The 17,309-nt window shown below is 70.2% G+C and carries 18 protein-coding genes and 1 tRNA gene; 7 read left to right on the top strand and 12 right to left on the bottom strand.

Translation table 11 applies throughout. The features are described from left to right. Window positions 1-16 precede the first annotated feature (16 nt). Window positions 17-934 (bottom strand): HpcH/HpaI aldolase/citrate lyase family protein, encoded by a 918-nt coding sequence (locus AC0NZN_RS03510; RefSeq protein ID WP_474590878.1) that lies wholly within the window; start codon window positions 932-934, stop codon window positions 17-19. A gap of 276 nt (window positions 935-1,210) precedes the next feature. Next, a complete protein-coding gene (locus AC0NZN_RS03505) occupies window positions 1,211-1,375 on the bottom strand; it encodes a hypothetical protein (RefSeq protein ID WP_474590877.1) in 165 nt (54 codons plus the stop codon). 161 nt (window positions 1,376-1,536) lie between these two features. Between AC0NZN_RS03505 and AC0NZN_RS03500 the strand changes: the two genes are divergently transcribed. Then, a tRNA-Thr gene (locus tag AC0NZN_RS03500) sits at window positions 1,537-1,609 on the top strand. A 4-nt stretch (window positions 1,610-1,613) separates the two neighbouring features. On the opposite strand, the gene AC0NZN_RS03495 is transcribed toward AC0NZN_RS03500, so the two are convergent. Beyond that, entirely contained in the window at window positions 1,614-2,576 is a 963-nt protein-coding gene (locus AC0NZN_RS03495; protein WP_474590876.1) for a DsbA family protein, read from the bottom strand. A gap of 247 nt (window positions 2,577-2,823) precedes the next feature. Between AC0NZN_RS03495 and AC0NZN_RS03490 the strand changes: the two genes are divergently transcribed. Beyond that, window positions 2,824-3,924, top strand: a complete 1,101-nt coding sequence (locus tag AC0NZN_RS03490; RefSeq protein WP_474590875.1) for an ABC transporter ATP-binding protein — start codon at window positions 2,824-2,826, stop codon at window positions 3,922-3,924. Between the two features lie 79 nt (window positions 3,925-4,003). After that, entirely contained in the window at window positions 4,004-5,314 is a 1,311-nt protein-coding gene (locus AC0NZN_RS03485) for a DUF4032 domain-containing protein (protein ID WP_474590874.1), read from the top strand. Window positions 5,315-5,332: 18 nt separating this feature from the next. Here the strand turns inward: AC0NZN_RS03485 and AC0NZN_RS03480 are convergent, their stop codons facing one another. The 4 genes from AC0NZN_RS03480 to cysS all read right to left on the bottom strand — a co-directional run bounded on the left by AC0NZN_RS03480 (window position 5,333) and on the right by cysS (window position 9,140). Further along, window positions 5,333-5,974: an NAD(P)-dependent oxidoreductase gene (locus AC0NZN_RS03480; RefSeq protein ID WP_474590873.1), complete on the bottom strand. Its 642-nt coding sequence runs from the start codon at window positions 5,972-5,974 to the stop codon at window positions 5,333-5,335. Between the two features lie 116 nt (window positions 5,975-6,090). Next, the gene (locus tag AC0NZN_RS03475; protein WP_474590872.1) at window positions 6,091-6,708 is read right to left on the bottom strand and encodes an NAD(P)H-binding protein; all 618 of its coding nucleotides are present in this window, start codon (window positions 6,706-6,708) and stop codon (window positions 6,091-6,093) included. 25 nt (window positions 6,709-6,733) lie between these two features. Beyond that, entirely contained in the window at window positions 6,734-7,729 is a 996-nt protein-coding gene (gene rlmB / locus AC0NZN_RS03470; protein ID WP_474590871.1) for a 23S rRNA (guanosine(2251)-2'-O)-methyltransferase RlmB, read from the bottom strand. Further along, window positions 7,722-9,140 (bottom strand): cysteine--tRNA ligase, encoded by a 1,419-nt coding sequence (cysS, locus tag AC0NZN_RS03465; RefSeq protein WP_474590870.1) that lies wholly within the window; start codon window positions 9,138-9,140, stop codon window positions 7,722-7,724. Before cysS ends, rlmB begins: the two co-directional genes overlap by 8 nt. Before the next feature lie 64 nt (window positions 9,141-9,204). On the opposite strand from cysS, the gene AC0NZN_RS03460 reads away from it, so the two are divergent. Beyond that, window positions 9,205-9,678: a GNAT family N-acetyltransferase gene (locus AC0NZN_RS03460; protein WP_474590869.1), complete on the top strand. Its 474-nt coding sequence runs from the start codon at window positions 9,205-9,207 to the stop codon at window positions 9,676-9,678. 1 nt (window position 9,679) lies between these two features. Here the strand turns inward: AC0NZN_RS03460 and ispD are convergent, their stop codons facing one another. Continuing rightward, window positions 9,680-10,864 (bottom strand): 2-C-methyl-D-erythritol 4-phosphate cytidylyltransferase, encoded by a 1,185-nt coding sequence (gene ispD / locus AC0NZN_RS03455; protein ID WP_474590868.1) that lies wholly within the window; start codon window positions 10,862-10,864, stop codon window positions 9,680-9,682. 200 nt (window positions 10,865-11,064) lie between these two features. Here ispD and AC0NZN_RS03450 point away from each other — a divergent pair, with 200 nt between their 5' ends. Beyond that, a complete protein-coding gene (locus AC0NZN_RS03450) occupies window positions 11,065-12,273 on the top strand; it encodes a S1C family serine protease (RefSeq protein ID WP_474590867.1) in 1,209 nt (402 codons plus the stop codon). 80 nt (window positions 12,274-12,353) lie between these two features. Here AC0NZN_RS03450 and AC0NZN_RS03445 read toward each other — a convergent pair whose 3' ends face one another. Further along, on the bottom strand, window positions 12,354-12,836 hold the full coding sequence (locus AC0NZN_RS03445) for a CarD family transcriptional regulator (RefSeq protein WP_286290289.1): 483 nt from the start codon (window positions 12,834-12,836) through the stop codon (window positions 12,354-12,356). A gap of 142 nt (window positions 12,837-12,978) precedes the next feature. Between AC0NZN_RS03445 and AC0NZN_RS03440 the strand changes: the two genes are divergently transcribed. Then, window positions 12,979-13,515, top strand: a complete 537-nt coding sequence (locus tag AC0NZN_RS03440; protein WP_474590866.1) for a DNA modification methylase — start codon at window positions 12,979-12,981, stop codon at window positions 13,513-13,515. A gap of 63 nt (window positions 13,516-13,578) precedes the next feature. On the opposite strand, the gene AC0NZN_RS03435 is transcribed toward AC0NZN_RS03440, so the two are convergent. Together AC0NZN_RS03435 and AC0NZN_RS03430 are read right to left on the bottom strand one after the other, a co-directional pair. Then, window positions 13,579-14,262, bottom strand: coding sequence for a response regulator (locus tag AC0NZN_RS03435; protein ID WP_474590865.1), 684 nt, complete (start codon window positions 14,260-14,262; stop codon window positions 13,579-13,581). Beyond that, window positions 14,259-15,545 (bottom strand): sensor histidine kinase, encoded by a 1,287-nt coding sequence (locus tag AC0NZN_RS03430; protein ID WP_474590864.1) that lies wholly within the window; start codon window positions 15,543-15,545, stop codon window positions 14,259-14,261. Before AC0NZN_RS03430 ends, AC0NZN_RS03435 begins: the two co-directional genes overlap by 4 nt. A 162-nt stretch (window positions 15,546-15,707) precedes the next feature. Here AC0NZN_RS03430 and phoU point away from each other — a divergent pair, with 162 nt between their 5' ends. Next, a complete protein-coding gene (gene phoU / locus AC0NZN_RS03425) occupies window positions 15,708-16,451 on the top strand; it encodes a phosphate signaling complex protein PhoU (RefSeq protein ID WP_474590863.1) in 744 nt (247 codons plus the stop codon). A 60-nt stretch (window positions 16,452-16,511) separates the two neighbouring features. Here the strand turns inward: phoU and AC0NZN_RS03420 are convergent, their stop codons facing one another. After that, a complete protein-coding gene (locus AC0NZN_RS03420) occupies window positions 16,512-17,264 on the bottom strand; it encodes a phosphoglyceromutase (RefSeq protein WP_474590862.1) in 753 nt (250 codons plus the stop codon). Window positions 17,265-17,309: the final 45 nt, after the last annotated feature.

The following is a 17,309-nucleotide window of genomic DNA, read 5'->3' as shown; positions in this document are numbered from 1 at the left end:
GGCCGGGCGCGACCGATCAGCTCGGGTGCACCCCGAACGCGACGGCGAGCTTCTCGATCTTCTGCGCGCGACCGAGGCGGGGCAGGTCGCTGCCGTCGCGGATGACGCGGCCGCGGCTCTCGAAGTCGGCGAGGAAATCGAGCGCCCAGGCGACCTCGCTCGGCGTCGGGCTGATGACCTCGTTGATGACGGGCGCCTGATCCGCGGAAAGGCAGAGCTTGCCGGTCATCCCCATCGAGACCGTGATCGCGGAGTGCTCGCGCAGCGTCGGCATGCTGTTGCCCACGGTCGGCCCGTCGATCGGGCCCGGGAGGCCGCCGACGCGGCTCGCGATCACGAGGCGTGCCCGCGGGTACGCCATGGCCTCGGCGTCGGCGCTCATGCCGGTGTCACGTCGGAAGTCGCCGCTGCCGAAGGCGAGGCGGAAGGCGCCGCGCGCCTTGGCGATGTGCGCGGCATCCTCCATGCCCACCGCCGACTCGATGAGGGCGACGACGGGCACCGTGCCGCCGAGACGGTCGAAGGACGAGGTGACCTGGTCGGGCGTCTCGGTCTTGGCGAGCATGATGCCGAGCAGGGACGGGATGCCGGCGAGCACGGCGAGGTCGTCGCTCCAGAACGGGCTCGACACGTCGTTGACACGGACCCACGCGCGGCCGCCGGCGCGCAGCCAGTCGGCCACATCCCGGCGGGCCTTGGGCTTGTTAGAGGGGTCGACGGCGTCCTCGATGTCGAGCACGACGGCATCGGCGCGGGACGCCGCATTCTCGTCGAACAGGTCGACGCGTGTGCCGGGGACGAGCAGCCAGGAGCGGGCGATCGCGGGGTCTACAGGCCGATGCGGCGCCGTCGGCCGCGTCGCTGAGACGAGCGTCCTCAGGTCGTCGGAGCTGTCGAGCCTCTCGGGGCCGCTGCCGTAGGGGTCTGCCGACATCACTCACTGCTTCCGTCTGGTGGAATAAGAATTCTGTATACCGAACTACGGTACCACTCGGCGAATTTCGGGATCAGGACTCGCCGGATCCACGCGCCCGTACCCGCCTACAGCGGGCGCTCGCGAGAGCGCATCGCGAGTTCCGCGCCGGGAGGCGCATCGGTCGCCTCGTCATGCGAGCGTCTGCCAGCCTAACGCGGGCACCCCGCCCGGCGAATCCCCGCGCCTCATGGATGGTATCGGCCGCCCCTCACCCGATGGTCGCGCCGCCGGAGGTCACCCCGCGCCGAGCGCGGCCGGTCCCCCGGCGCCGCCGACGACCTGGAACTCGCGGCCGCACTGCGCGCACACCCATCCGCCTTCGACGTCGCGCAGCACAGTGTCGTCGTCCGGACAGCGCGGGTGGACAGCCTCGCCGAGCTGGATGGGGGTGTCGAACATCGCGGGACCTCCGTCAGGTTCGGTGGTTCAACTATGCGGGCGGCCGGACGTGCGCCGAGATGTATGAGAGCACTCTCACCGAGCGTCCGCGGACGGGGACTTCGGGACCAGGTCCGCCGACGCTCTAGACTCGATCCCTGGAGTCCGGATCTCCGGGCCTCGCCGACTTGGCGCAATTGGTAGCGCACCGTACTTGTAATACGGGGGTTACGGGTTCGAGTCCCGTAGTCGGCTCAGATCACGGCGTCGGAGTCGACGTGGGCGTCGGCGTCGGAGTCGGCGCCGTCGACTTGTAGTAGCTGTTGCTCGCGATCGTCAGCACGAACTGCGCGAACTCGGCTGGGTCGTCCAGTGCACCCATGTACGGCGTGCCGTTGACGAGCACGAGCGGCGTCCCCGTGAGGGTGACGCCCTTCGTGTCGGGGACGCCGGACACCGCGCGGTCGGTCACTGCCTTGACCCACCCGGCATAGGCCTCGTTCTGGATGCACGATCGCACGGCCTTGGGGTCACTCGCGCCGGACGCCGCCGCGAGGTCGGCGAGCGCCGCATCCGTCAGTCCGTCCGAGTCGGCGGACGGCTGCTTCACGAGCAGCTCGTTCGCATAGGCGAAGAACGAGTCCGGCGAGTGCGTCGCGACGCAGGCCGCCGCGCTCGCGGAGCGCAGGGAGTACTTGGTGCCGTTCGACTTCGCGGTCAGCATCGCCACGGGGTAGTACGTGAGCTTCGCCGCGTCCTCGGTGACCCATTTCTTGAGCTGCTGGACGTTGGCCACCTGGAACTCGCGTGCACCGGCCGACAGGAAGTCGACGTAGACGCGGATGTCGACAGGGGCGGCCGCGGAGGCGGAGGGCGACGACGTCGGTGTCGGCGTGTCTGCCGCCGCCGGTGTGGGGGTCGGGGTGGGCGTGGCGCCGGAACCCACCTGGCCGGCCGTGCTCGCGATGCCCGCGACACTCGTGATGTGGAATCCGTCGTTGCTGAGGTTCTGCGGCTGCGCCTGCGGCTTGGCGGCGGTGGACGCGAACGCCCAGGTCACGGATGCGGCGAGAGCGGCGACGAGGACGACGATGCCGGTGACGATCCAGGCGCGCCGCGCTCGGCGTGCACGAGTCTGCTTGGCCTGGACCTGCTGCGCCTTCTCGCGCACCGCCTCTCGGCGCTGGCTCGAGGGGGTGTTCGAAGAACCGTCGCTCGACATGAAACCTCTTGAGATGCGGGCGCCGGGGCTGTCCCGGCGAGGGTCGCGCACGGGCGGGCGACCGACGTCGATGCTAGTAAGACAGGCTGAGAAATGCCCAGACGTGAGGTGCGAAGGGCCGCAGTCCGCCACGCTCAGCCGGACGTGCCATAATGACGCAACGCCCGAAGACGGGCGCGCGGGCAGCGCCCCGCCTCATCCTCACTACGGATCGTCCGGCACGTACCTGCCGGTGAAGGAGAAGAAAATGGCCACGGTCACGTTCGACAACGCAACCCGCCTCTATCCGGGCGGCAACCGTCCCGCGGTCGACAAGATCAGCCTCGAGGTCGGAGACGGCGAGTTCCTCGTCCTCGTCGGTCCCTCCGGCTGCGGCAAGTCGACCACCCTGCGCATGCTCGCCGGCCTCGAAGAGGTCAACTCGGGCCGCATCCTCATCGGCGACCGTGACGTCACGGACATTCCGCCGAAGGACCGCGACATCGCGATGGTGTTCCAGAACTACGCGCTGTACCCGCACATGACCGTCGCCGAGAACATGGGCTTCGCTCTGAAGATCGCCGGCGTCGGCAAGGAGGAGCGCGCCGCGCGCGTCCTCGAGGCCGCCAAGCTCCTCGACCTCGAGCAGTACCTGACACGCAAGCCGAAGGCCCTCTCGGGCGGCCAGCGTCAGCGCGTCGCCATGGGCCGTGCGATCGTCCGCAACCCGCAGGTCTTCCTCATGGACGAGCCGCTGTCGAACCTCGACGCCAAGCTGCGCGTCCAGACCCGGACTCAGATCGCGTCCCTCACGCGCCGCCTCGGCGTCACCACGGTCTACGTCACGCACGACCAGACCGAGGCGCTCACCATGGGCGACCGCATCGCGGTGCTGAAGGACGGCGTCCTGCAGCAGGTCGGCAACCCGCGCGAGCTGTACGCAGCCCCGAAGAACGTGTTCGTCGCCGGCTTCATCGGCTCGCCCGCCATGAACCTCTTCACGACCGACGTCGTCGACGGCGGCGTGAAGTTCGGCCAGTCGACCGTCGCGGTCGAGCGCGAGGCTCTGGCGAACGCCGGGTCGCAGGTCACGATCGGCGTCCGCCCCGAGGACATCCAGGTCTCGACCTCGCCGGTCGAGGGCCTCGAGGTCGTGGTCGACCTCGTCGAGGAGCTCGGCGCCGACGGCTACCTCTACGGCCACTCGGAGATCAACGGCAAGCGCACCGACATCGTCGCGCGTGTCGACGGCCGCAACCACCCGAACGCCGGCGAGACGGTCCACCTGACGCCGACGCCGCACCACATCCACCTGTTCGACCTCGAGTCGGGCGAGCGCCTCGGCACGAAGGCCGTCGCCTCGGCGTGACACGCGAACGACTCGGCGCGGGCGGGATTCACGGATCCCCCCGCGTCGTGTCGTTTCCGCCCGCCCCCACGGAGCCCCCATGCCGGACGCCCTGAGCATCACCGCAAGCGCCATCGATCCCGGCCTCCTCGCCCTCCCGTGGTCGACGACGCTCGCCGACTGGCCGAAGCGCGACATCGTCTACCTGCCCAAGGGCATCTCGCGCCACCTCGTCCGGTTCGCGAACCTGTCAGGCCACGTCGTCGCCATCAAGGAGACCACGGAGGAGATGGCGCGTCGCGAGTACGAGATGCTCGGCAATCTGCATCGCCTCGCCGTCCCGTGCGTCGAGCGGGTGGCGGTGATCGCAGGGCGGACGGATGTCGAGGGAGAGCCGCTGGCCGCCGCCCTCGTCACCGCACACCTGCGCTTCTCGCTCCCCTATCGCGCCCTGTTCACCCAGGTCCTGCGTCCCGACACCGCGACCCGCCTCGTCGACGCCCTCGCCGTGCTCCTCGTCCGGCTGCACAACGTCGGGTTCTTCTGGGGCGACGTGTCGCTGTCCAACACGCTCTTCCGACGGGATGCCGGCGCCTTCGCCGCCTACCTCGTCGACGCCGAGACCGGCGAGCTGCACGAGACCGGCCTGACCAAGGGCCAGCGGGCCCACGACCTCGAGATCGCGCGCACGAACATCGCCGGCGAGATCATGGACCTCGAAGCCGGGGGGCGCCTGGAGCGCGGCGTCGACGCGATCGAGATCGCTGACGGCATCATGTCCGCGTACCACTCGCTGTGGGCTGCGCTCACCGATCAGGAGACGTTCGCGGCGAACGAGGCGTGGCGCATCACCGAGCGTGTGCAGCGCCTCAACGACCTCGGCTTCGACATCGGCGAGATGTCGATCCAGGCGACACCCGATGGCACGAGGGTCTCCATTCAGCCGAAGGTGGTGGATGCGGGGCACCACCAGCGGCGCCTCCTCCGCCTGACGGGACTCGACGTCGAGGAGAACCAGGCGCGGAGGCTGCTGAACGACCTGGACGAGTATCGCGCCCGCGCGGGACGCCGCGGCGACGACGAGGAGATGGTCGCGCACGAATGGCTGAGCCGCGTGTTCGAGCCGATCGTGCGCGCCATCCCCTTCGATCTGCGCGCGAAGCTCGAGCCAGCCGAGGTGTTCCACCAGATGCTCGAGCACCGCTGGTACATGTCGCAGGCCCAGGGCCGCTCCGTGCCTCTGGCGGAGGCGCTCACGAGCTACATCGACGAGGTGCTGCGCCACCGGCGCGACGAGGCGACGATCATGGGGCCGCCGACCGAGACGGTGACGATCCCCGTCGTCGGCGGCGACCAGCTCGGGGCGGACGACGACGACGAGGATGCGATCGACTGGCGCGACCTCGTCTGAGTGCTCCAGCCAGTCGGGTCAGTAGCCGACGGTGAACCGTTCGCGGCGGTGCGCGCCGTTCTCGATCTCGTCGACGACCGCGATGGCGAAGTCGGCGCCGGAGATGTAGGACGTGCCTTCGGAGTCCTCGACGACGACCTCGCCGCCGTCGCGGTACGAGCCCGTGCGTTCGCCCGGCTCCCACGAGCCGAAGACCTTCGGCGGGTGCACGAGGAACCAGTCCAGGCCCGGCTCCGACGCCTGCAGCAGCTCGAGGGATGCGATGCCGACCTCCGCCTCGTGCTTGTACTGCTCCGGCACGCCCAGGTCGTAGAGGCGCGGGCCATCGGGCGCGGACAGGCTGCCCATGGCGCCGCCCACCACGCCGAGCCGGGTCGTGGTACCGGTGAGGCGCTCAGCGAGGGCCTGCAGCGCATCCGGCACGGCATCCGCCATGTCTCCGCGGGGTGCGACGGTCGAGATGACCGCGTCCGCCCCGTCGAGCTGATCGGCGATGCCGTCGAGGTCCAGGATCGATCCCTCGACGTACTCGACGCCGGCCGTCCTCTCGACGGGCGGGTTCCGTGCGATCGAGACCACCTCGTGTCCGCGCGCGGCCGCCTCAGCGGCGATGTGACTTCCGGCGTATCCGGTGCCCCCCAGGACGATGATGCGTGCCATGGTGTGTCTCCTCCCGCCGCCCGGGTGGCGGCATCCTGAGGAGTCAACGCGTGCGCGTGGCCGGCATTCCGCGTATTGCGCTCTGTGTCAGAAGGCCGTGCGGACGCGGACAGGATTCACGCGCTGCGAGCGCTCCGCGGCTTCTCGATCTCATCGACGACGGCCACCTCCAGATCGATCCCGCTGATCGACCTCTGGCCCGACGCATCCGTGATCGTCCAGCCGTTCTCGGACGACGTGGGCTCGTCCGCAACCCAGCCCTCGAATCCGCCGGACGGGTGGACGTGGAACCAGTCCAGCGACGTGCCCATGGACTGCAGGTCGTCGAGGATGCCGAGCGACTCCAGCGCCTCGGGCAGGTAGTCGCCGGCGACCGACGGCAGGTCGACGATGCGCTCGCCGCTTCCGGTGACGAGGCTGCTCACGGCGCCCCCGACGACGCCGAGGCGCACGTCCTCCGGCAGCGTCGAGACGAGTGCGGCGATGTTGGGACGGACGAGCCCCGCCATGTCTCCGCGCGCCGGAACAGCGGACACGACGACGTCGACTCCCACGATCTGAGCGAGCAGATCGGGGACATCGGTCAGCGACCCCTCGATGTACATCGCCCCGTGCAGACGCTCCGATGGGACGCGGCGGGCGATCGAGAGGACCGTGTGCCCGCGGCGCACCGCTTCGGCGACGATCTGGCGCCCCGCGTACCCCGATCCTCCGATGACGGCGATGCGTGCCATGTCCTGCCTTTCGACGTGTGGCGACTCAGCTCGCGCGCATCGTCGACACCTGGTACAGGGCGACGGATGCGGCGATGCCGGCGTTGAGCGATTCGGTGACGGCGGAGATCGGGATGGACACGATCTGGTCGCACGTCTCGGTGACGAGCCGCGACAGGCCCTTTCCTTCCGAGCCGACGACGATCACGACGGGACGATCGGCCAGCTCGAGGCTCGGCAGCGAGACGTCGCCGCCGCCGTCGAGCCCGAGGACGAACACGCCCTGCTTCTTGAGCTCCTTGAGGGTCGTCGTGAGATTGGCCGCCATGGCGACCGGGATGCGGGCGGCTGCGCCGGCGCTGGTCTTCCAGGCTGCCGAGGTCACGCCCGCGGACCGGCGCTGCGGAACGATCACGCCCTGCCCGCCGAAGGCGGCGGTCGAGCGGATGATCGCACCGAGGTTGCGCGGATCGGTCACACCGTCGAGCGCGACGAGGAGTGGCGTCTCCCCCGTGTCGACGATCTTCTCGAGGAGGTCCTGCGGGTGCGCGTACTCGTACGGCGGCACCTTCAACGCGACACCCTGGTGGACGCCGTCGAAGCCGGCCATCCGATCGAGCTCGGGCCGGGTCACCTCGAGCACCGGGATCTCGCGATGGCTCGCGATCGACAGCATCTCCCTGACGCGGTCGTCCATCTCCACACGCTGCGCGACGTAGAGCGCCGTGGCGGGGATGCGGGCGCGCAGCGCCTCGAGCACCGAGTTGCGGCCCGTCACCGTCTCGGTGTCGTCGGCCGCCTTCGAGCGCGGCGTGCGGTTCACGTCGCCGCTCTTCAGTCCTCGACCCTGTCGAGCGGTGCCACCCGCCGCGACGTAGCGCTCCTGGGCGGCCTTCCGCTTGCCGGCGACGTGCCAGCCGCGATCCTCCGCCTTCGGGGTCGGCCCCTTGCCCTCGAGCGCCTTGCGGCCGTTGCCGCCGCTGCCCTTGGTGGCACCCTTCTTCTTGCTGTTGCCCGCTCCGGGGCGTCCAGGCTTAGTCATTCAATAAGCTCCAATGCGTTCCGTCGGGGGTGTCCTCCAGCGCGATGCCCGCCAATGCGAGAGCATCGCGGACTCGGTCGGCAGCCGCCCAGTCCTTCGAGGCGCGCGCCTCGGCGCGGAGGACGATCATCGTCTGCACGAGCGCGTCGAGAGCGGATGCCTCGGCATCCGACCCCTCCGTCTGCCACTGCTCGTCCGCGGGATCGAGTGCCAACACGCTGAGCATCGCCGTGACGTCACGGAACGCGGCATCCGCCTCGTCCCGGTCGCCCACGTCGAGCGCCGTGTTGCCGGCGCGCACCCGCTCGTGCACCACCGCGAGCGCCTGCGGCACATTGAGGTCGTCGTCGAGCGCGGCGGCGAAGGCATCCGGCACGGTCGCGACGAACTCGACCTCGTCCGACGCCGCCGTGATCGCGCGGCCCGCGCGCTCGAGGAAGGTGCCGATGCGGTCGAGTGCCGCTTCGGCCTCGTCGAAGGTCGTGGGCGTGATGTCCAGGCTCGAGCGGTAGTGCGCGGCGCCCAGGGCGTAGCGCACCACGAGCGGGTCACGCTCGGCGAGAAGCTCATCGGCGAGGATGAAGTTGAACAGCGACTTGGACATCTTCTGCCCGCCGACCGTCACGAGGCCGTTGTGCACCCAGTAGCGCGCGAACGCGTCGCCCGCCGCCGTCGATTGAGCCAGTTCGTTCTCGTGGTGCGGGAAGCGCAGGTCGAGTCCGCCGCCGTGGATGTCGAATTCGGGGCCGAGGTAGCGGCGGCTCATCGCCGAGCACTCGATGTGCCAGCCGGGGCGTCCCGCGCCCCAAGGCGACTCCCACGTCGCGGAGTCGGGCTCGTCGGCCTTCGCGCCCTTCCACAGCGCGAAGTCGCGGGGGTCGCGCTTGCCCCGAGGATCGGCGTCGCCCGCGGGCTCCATCGCATCCACCGACTGGTTCGTGAGCTCGCCGTAGGACGGCCAGGCGCGGACGTCGAAGTAGACGTCTCCGGAGCCGTCCGGGGCGACGTAGGCGCGTCCCGCCTCGATGAGGCGGGCGATCAGCTGCTGCATCTGCGGGATGGATGCCGTGGCCCGCGGCTCGTACGTGGGAGCCGCGATGCCGATCGCGGCATACGCGCGCGAGAACTCGAGCTCCATGCGATACGCCAGAGCCCACCACGGCTCCGTATCGGTGGCGTTGGCGAGCACCTTGTCGTCGATGTCCGTGACGTTGCGGACGAACGTCACGCGTCCGAAGCGGTACTCGAGCCAGCGACGCAGCAGGTCGAACCCCAGCGCACCGCGGAGGTGCCCGATGTGCGGCCCCGACTGCACCGTTGGCCCGCAGACGTACATGCTCACGTTCTCCGCGTCGAGCGGCACGAACTCGCGCAGCTCCTGCGCTTTGGTGTCGTAGAGGCGGAGAGTCACCGCACCAGCCTACCGGCGGCACGTGCCGCCGCCCGGGTGTTTCCTGGGCGGTATCCTCCCGGTTGTGACCGAAAGACCGCCGATCGTGATCCGCGTCGACGACCTGTCCAGCCAGGACGTGCGTGCGCTCGTCGCCGCCCACCTCGACGGCATGCACGCGTCGTCGCCCGTGGAGAGCGTCCATGCGCTCGGCCTCGACGCGCTGCGCGGCCCCGGCGTGACCGTCTGGTCCGCGTGGATCGACGGCGAGCTCGCCGGCATAGGTGCGGTCAAGACACTCGACCGGGAGCGGGCCGAGCTGAAGTCGATGCGCGTCGAGGACGCCTTCCTGGGGCGGGGCGTCGGCCGGGCGGTGCTGCGGCACATCATGGCGGATGCGGCGGCGCGCGGCATCCGGTCGCTGTGGCTCGAGACCGGGACGACGCCGGACTTCGATCCGGCACGGCGGCTGTACGAGAGCGAGGGCTTCGCGTACTGCGGACCCTTCGAGGGCTATGTGGAGGACCCGTTCTCGGCCTTCATGACCCGCGCCCTCTGAGTCAGGCCGGGAGCACCAACGCCACGGCGAAGACCGACACGCCCTCGCCGCGGCCCGGGAACCCGAGTCCGTCGGTGGTGGTCGCCGCGACGCTGACCGGTGCGCCGAGCGCCTCGGAGAGCACCTGCTCCGCCTCGGCGCGCCGCGCCGAGAACCGCGGCCGGTTCGCCTGCACCTGCACGGCGACATTGCCGATCCGCCACCCCGCCTCGCCGAGGAGCGCCCGCGTGCGAGCCAGGAACACGTCCGCGTGCGCACCGGCGTAGTCGGGGTGATCGGTGCCGAAGTGCATCCCGATGTCGCCGAGCCCCGAGGCCGACAGCAGCGCGTCGACGATCGCGTGGCCGATCGCGTCTCCGTCCGAGTGTCCCGACAGCGCCCGCTCCCCCGGCCACTCCAGGCCCCCGAGCCACAGCGCGCCGTCGCCGCCGTAGGCGTGCACATCGGTGCCGACGCCGACGCGGGGCACGTGCGGCATCGGAACGGCACGGGCGGGCAGCGGCTCGCCCACGAGCCCCCGCGCCCGCTCGAGATCCTCGGGCGTCGTGATCTTGAACGACCGCGCGTCGCCCTCGACGGTCCGGACGCGATGACCGGATGCGGCGACCACCGCGGCGTCGTCGGTGTAGTCCTCTCGCGCCGCGCGGTATGCGGCAACCAGGATGTCGCGGCGGAAACCCTGCGGCGTCTGGGCGGCTGCCAGTTCGGAGCGATCGACGCCCTCGACGATCGCGTCCGCATCCACGCGCTTGATGGTGTCGACGACGGGCAGGACAGGCACGGCACCCCAGCCCGTCGCATCCACGGCGGCGATCACGCGCGCGAAGACGTCCGGCGGGGTGAGGGCGCGGGCGGCATCGTGCACCAGCACGACCTCGACGTCGCCCCAGACAGCGCCCAGGCCCGCGGCGACCGACTCCTGCCGCGTCGCCCCGCCCGTCACGACCGTTACGAGCTCACGTGGGCCGGCGGCCTCGGCATCCGTCAGGGCATCGCCCTCACGACCCGCGGGCGCGACGACCACGACCTGCGCCGTCGGCGCCGCGAACACGTTGTGAAGCGCATGACGGAGGATCGTGTGCCGGCCGAGACCGACGAACGCCTTCGGCGCCTCAGCGCCGAGGCGCGTCCCAGAGCCTGCCGCCACGACGATGACCGCGATGCGCGGCACGGGAGTGATGCTCACACCCCGAATCTAGGGCACGAGGGTCGCGGGGTCCGGTTCGGATCCACGCAGCGTCGGCATCCGTTCATGGCAGAGACATAGGCTTCCCTGCCCATCTCCACGGCGCCTCCTGGGGCCGTGCATCGGATCGGCCGAGCGTTCGCTGGGGCCGCGCGTGTGCACTGGTCCCATCGCAGAGTCCTAGGACAGGGGGCACCACTTTGAACACCGCACATCGCCGGCTCGCCGGCTGGATCGCCGGAGGCGTCGCCGCGGCCGTGCTGTGCACCGGAGGCATCGCCATCGGCACCACGGCCGCGCAGGCGGCCAGCGCATCCGCATCGGCCACCGCATCGGTCGCGAGCGCCGACTACTGGTGGTACGGCGGCCAGGCCTCGAACGCCGGCGACAACGGGTACGGGTACGGCTACGGCGACAACGGGTACGGGTACGGCGGATTCGGAGGGTACGGCGGAGGCTCGTCATCCGGCGGCTCGTCCGGTACCACCACGACCACGGCGACGGCCGCCCAGCAGACAGGCGTCGTCGTCATCGACACCGTGCTCGCCTACGACCAGGCCCAGGCTGCCGGGACCGGCATCGTGCTCTCCGGCGACGGCGAGATCCTCACCAACAATCACGTCATCGCAGGGGCCACGAGCATCCAGGTCACCGTCCCGTCGACGGGCGCCACGTACACCGCCACGGTCGTCGGCACGGATGCGACCGACGACATCGCCGTCCTCAAGCTGCAGAACGCGTCGGGCCTCGCCACCGCGAAGCTCGACAGCGGCGGCGGCGTCTCGACCGGCGAGGCCGTGACCGCCGTCGGCAACGCGGGCGGCACCGGCACGCTCGTGCAGGCGAGCGGATCGGTCACCGGCACGGGCGCGTCCATCACGACCCAGGCCGAGGGATCGGCTCCCTCCGAGAACCTCACGGGTCTCATCGAGACGGATGCGGGCATCCAGGCGGGCGACTCCGGCGGCCCGCTGTACGACAGCCAGGGCGAGGTGGTCGGCATCGACACCGCCGCATCCTCGAACACTGCGGTCCCGGACGGCTACGCCATCCCGATCGCCACGGCGCTGTCCATCGCGCGCGAGATCGAGGCCGGCCACTCCAGCTCGACGATCACGATCGGCACACGCGCATTCCTGGGCATCGGCCTGTCGGACCAGGGCGGCTCCTCGCCGGCGTCGGGTGCGGAGATCGCGCAGGTCTACGACGGCACACCGGCCGCGGATGCGGGGCTCGCCGCGGGCGATGTCGTCACGGCCGTCGACGGTGCGACGATCTCGTCGAACGACGACCTCTCGAGCGCGCTGGCCCGGCACCGGCCCGGCGACACGGTGACCATCGTGTGGGTCGACCAAAGCGGCGCATCGAAGAGCGCCCCGGTCAGGCTGGCCAGCGGGCCGGCCGCCTGAGCGTCGGCGGCAGAGCTCCGACGGCGCGCAGGCGCACGAAAGGGCGCCAGGAGGATCGACCTCCTGGCGCCTTCGTCGTCTTAAGAGGCGAGGACCTCATCGAGGACCAGGCCGGCCTGCTCCTCGTCGGTCTTCTCAGCCAGAGCCAGCTCCGACACGAGGATCTGACGTGCCTTTGCGAGCATGCGCTTCTCACCCGCGGACAGTCCGCGGTCCTGGTCGCGACGCCACAGGTCGCGGACCACTTCGCTCACCTTGATGACGTCACCCGACGCGAGCTTCTCGAGGTTCGCCTTGTAGCGGCGCGACCAGTTGGTCGGCTCCTCGGTGAACGGCGCGCGCAGCACGTCGAAGACCCGCTCGAGCCCCTCTTTGCCGATCACGTCGCGAACCCCGACAAGATCGACGTTGTCGGCCGGAACCTCGATGGTGAGATCGCCCTGAGTGACTCTGAGCTTGAGATAGACCTTCTCTTCGCCCTTGATGACGCGAGTCTTCACTTCGGCGATCGTTGCGGCACCGTGATGCGGATAGACGACCGTCTCGCCAACCTCAAAAAGCATGGAGTTATGTCCCTTCGGCTAATCAAGATTACCACAGGGCTCATGCGCTAAGGTTCGCGGCCGCACCCTCAGCGCCTGCACGGTGCTGGATGCCGCGTGCCCCTAGAATGCTTCTGAAGCCGTGAGTCCGCTAGGAGGAACCGTGAAATCGCGCCTCATCGCGTCCATCGCCGTCGGCGCAGCAGTCATCCTCGGAGCAACGGGCTGCAGCATGATCTCGCCGCAGACGACGACGGTCCCCTACTCGCCGTCGGACGGCATCAACGTGCCCGATGTGCCGGGCGCTCCGCTGCTGGTGCGCAACGCGCTCGTGATCACCAACGCGGGCGCCGCAGGCAACCTCGTGGCCGCGATCGTGAATCAGACCGACCGTGACGAGACGCTCACGATCAACATCTCCGACACCTCGGTCTCGAAGACCGTCGATGTCCCCGCGAACTCCACGGTGAGTCTCGGCGCGCAGGACACGCCGGCCCTGACGCTGGCCGTCCGCACGAAGCCGGGCGCCACTGTGCTCATGGAGTTCCAGTCGGGCGACGCCCAGGGCGTGAAGGTCCACGTGCCGGTCCTCAACGGCACTCTGCCGTACTACTCGACGCTGGTGCCCACGCTGCCGCGTCCGTCCGCCTCGGGCACGGCGAGCCAGGCTGCAACGCCCAGCCCCTCCCCGACTCCGTAGTCGTCCCGGTTCGTGCACGAAGGCCCGCGCTGCCGCGCGGGCCTTCGTACATGAACGGGACTGTCAGCCTTCGAAGCGGTACCCGAGGCCGCGCACGGTCACGAGGAGCACCGGCTCGCCGGGGTTCTGCTCGATGCGGGAGCGGATGCGCTTGATGTGCACGTCGAGGGTCTTCGTGTCGCCGAAGTAGTCGGTCCCCCACACCCGGTCGATCAGCTGACCGCGTGTGAGCACCCGACCGGCATTGCGCATCAGCACCTCGAGCAGCTCGAATTCCTTCAGCGGCATGGCGATCTCCTCGCCCTCGACGGCGACCGTGTGGCGATCGATGTCGAGCGTCACACGACCCCCCGACAGCACCCGCTCGTCGAGATCGGCCTCGAGGCTCGCACTGCGGCGCAGCACCGCCCGCATGCGCGCGAGCAGCTCTCGGGCCGAGTACGGCTTCGTGACGTAGTCGTCCGCGCCGAGCTCGAGCCCCACGACGATGTCCACCTCGGAGTCCTTGGCGGTGAGCATGATGATCGGCGTGCTCGAGGTCGCACGGATCTGCCGGCACACCTCGGTGCCCGGCATCCCGGGCAGCATGAGGTCGAGCAGGACGATGTCGGCGCCGCGCTCGCCGAACGCGTGGAGGGCGGTGGGGCCGTCATCGGCGATCTCGACCTCGAACCCCTCACGTCGGAGGAGGTAGGCGAGCGGGTCGGCGAGGTCTGGCTCGTCCTCGACGAGAAGAACGCGGGTCATACGGTATCTCCCTGTGCGGTGGTGCTGTCGGCCGTCGGGCGGGACATCTCGGCTGCGCCCTTCGCCTTGGCGGGGCTCTTCACCGAGCCGGCGTTCTTGCCCATGGCGGACGTGCCGGCGCCGGACTTTCCGCGCTTGCGATGCGTCGCGTCGCTGTCGGGGGCGTCGATCCGCGGCAGGCGGATCGTGAACGTGGATCCACGACCCGGACGCGACCAGAGAACGACCTCGCCCCCGTGGCGCTGCGCCGCGTACTTCACGATCGACAGGCCGAGGCCGGTGCCGCCGGTGCGGCGCGAACGCGCCTGGTCGGCGCGGTAGAAGCGCTCGAACACGCGCTGCTGGTCGGCCTCGGCGATGCCGATGCCACGGTCGGTGATCGCGATCTCGACGATGCCGTCGACCGAGCGAACGCCGACTCCCACCGTGGAACCGTGCGGCGAGTACGCGATCGCGTTGGCGATCAGGTTTCCCACCGCCTCGCTCAGCACCTGGGCGTCGCCGCGGACGTAGAGGCCGCGTTCACCGCCGCGATGCACGTCGACGCCGGCGGACGCCGCCTGCACGGCGTGCGCCTCGACGGCCGAGGCCACGACCTCGTCGACGGCGAGGTCGCGGGCGTCGGTGAGGTCGTCCGAAGCCTGCAGGCGCGAGAGATTCATGATGCGGGACGTGAGAAGCCCCAGGCGCGCCGCCTCGGCCGTCAGCCGCGAGGCGAAGATCCGCACCTGCTCGGGGTCGTCGGAGGCGGACTCGATCGCCTCCGCCAGCAGGCTCACGGCTCCTACCGGCGTCTTCAGCTCATGGCTCGTGTTGGCGACGAAGTCGCGGCGCATCTCCGCAACGCGCTCCCGCTCGGTGATATCGCGCAGGACGGCCAGGACGAGCTTGGGCGAGATCTCCATCATCCGCACCGCCACGAGCCGCGCCTCGCCGAGCGAGTTGCCCCGCCGGAGGCGCAGCGTGCCTGTCACCGCGAGGTGGGTGTCCCGAGCCTCCCGCGCGAGCGCGCGCAGCTCGTCGGAGGGAAGGAGGGCGGCCTCGGTGACGCCGAACTCCCGGGTCGCGGCTGAGGATGCGCGCACGGTGCCCGACGCGTCGACGAGAGCGGCCGCGTCATCCATCGCCGCGATGATCTCCCGCGCGCCCTCCGGCACGAGCTGGGAGATCTGGGCCTTGGCGCGATCGCGCGCACGCAGCAGCGCGACGATCGCAGCCACGATGCCACCCCCGACGAGGAGCCCCGTGACCAGGGCGAGCAGCGTGAGCTGCGTCGAATCCATGCCTCCAGCGTAGGGGTCGGCATCCGTCGCACCCGCCCCGCGCAGCCGATGCCGAGGCCGCCCGGCGACTGTTCACCGGCGCGGCACCGTACGTTAACCTTGGGCGGCGAGGATCGCCCTCGCGCGCGGTGCATCCGTGCGCAGAGCCAGAAGGGTGCCGCAATGCGCGAAGTCTTCCACCAGTCCCTCGAAGATGTCCAGAGCCGCCTGGTCGAGATCGCCGAACTCGTGACGGTGGCGATGGAGAAGGCCACCGAGGCCTTCAGCACGGGGGATGTGGCTCTCGCCGAGGAGGTCATCGACGAGGACAGCATCATCGACGAGAAGGCCGTCGAGCTGGACGAGCTCGCGATCGAGATCCTCGCCCGCCAGCAGCCGGTCGCCCGCGACCTGCGCATCGTCGTGACCACGCTCCGTGTCAGCGCCTCGCTCGAGCGCATGGGCGACATCGCCGAGCACATCGCCCAGCTGACGCGCATGCGCTTCCCCGAGCGCGCCATCCCGAAGGGGCTCAAGGGCACGTTCCGGCGGATGGGCGAGCTGGACGTGGAGGTGGCGCGCACGCTCACGCAGCTGCTGCGCACCCAGGACCTGGAGCTCACCGAGACGATCCGCAACAGCGACGACCAGATCGACGAGCTGCATATCTCCGTGTTCGAGAAGGTGCTCAGCGACAGCTGGAGCGGAGAGGCGGGTGCGACGGTCGACGCGACCCTGGCCAGCCGCTACCACGAGCGCTTCGCCGACCACGCGGTGAACATCGCGAAGAAGGTCGTCTACCTCGCGACCGGCGAATGGAACCCGGACACGGACACGATCACGATCATCACCGAGCAGAGCGGCGCCCCGAGCGCGCCCGGTGACGCCGCCCAGACAGCCGACGAGGGCTCGCGGCCGGGCGTCTGATCCCGAGCACGCGACGAGGCGCCGCATCCCACGGGATGCGGCGCCTCGCGCTTGGTCGGGTTACTTGGCGCCCTGTGCCGCGACGGCGGCCGCACCGGCGGCGGCGGCCTCGGGGTCGAGGTACTCGCCCGCGCCGATGGCGTTGAGGTCCTCATCCAGGCGATAGACGAGCGGGATGCCGGTCGGGATGTTGAGCTCCGCGATGTCGTCGTCGCTGATGCCCTCGAGGTGCTTGACGAGCCCGCGCAGCGAGTTGCCGTGCGCGGTCACGAGGACCGTCTTGCCGGCGCGCAGGTCGGGGACGATCTCGCCCTCCCAGTAGGGCAGCAGCCGGTCGATGACGAGCTTGAGCGACTCGGTGCGCGGGATCTCGCCGTCGATGTCGGCATAGCGCGGGTCGTTCACCTGGCTGAACTCGCTGTCGTCCGGCAGCGGAGGCGGCGGCACGTCGAAGGACCGGCGCCACAGCTTGAACTGCTCGGGACCGAACTCCTCGAGGGTCTGCGCCTTGTCCTTGCCCTGCAGGGCGCCGTAGTGACGCTCGTTGAGGCGCCACGAGCGCTTCACCGGGATCCACAGCCGGTCGGCGGCGTCGAGTGCGATGTCCGCGGTCTGGATCGCACGGCTGAGCACGGACGTGTGCAGGATGTCGGGGTGCAGCCCGGACTCGGCGAGCAGCTGCCCGCCGCGCGCGGCCTCGGCCTTGCCCTGCTCGGTGAGTCGCACATCGACCCACCCCGTGAACAGGTTCAGCTGGTTCCATTCGCTCTGCCCGTGACGCAGCAGGATCAGGGTGTGGGTCATGCGATCCATGCTAGCGACGAGGGATGCCGCGCCCCTGCCGGCCCGTCACGGCCT

The organism is Microbacterium sp. sgz311019, from assembly GCF_056135325.1.
This window is presented reverse-complemented; position numbering and strand designations above follow the sequence as displayed.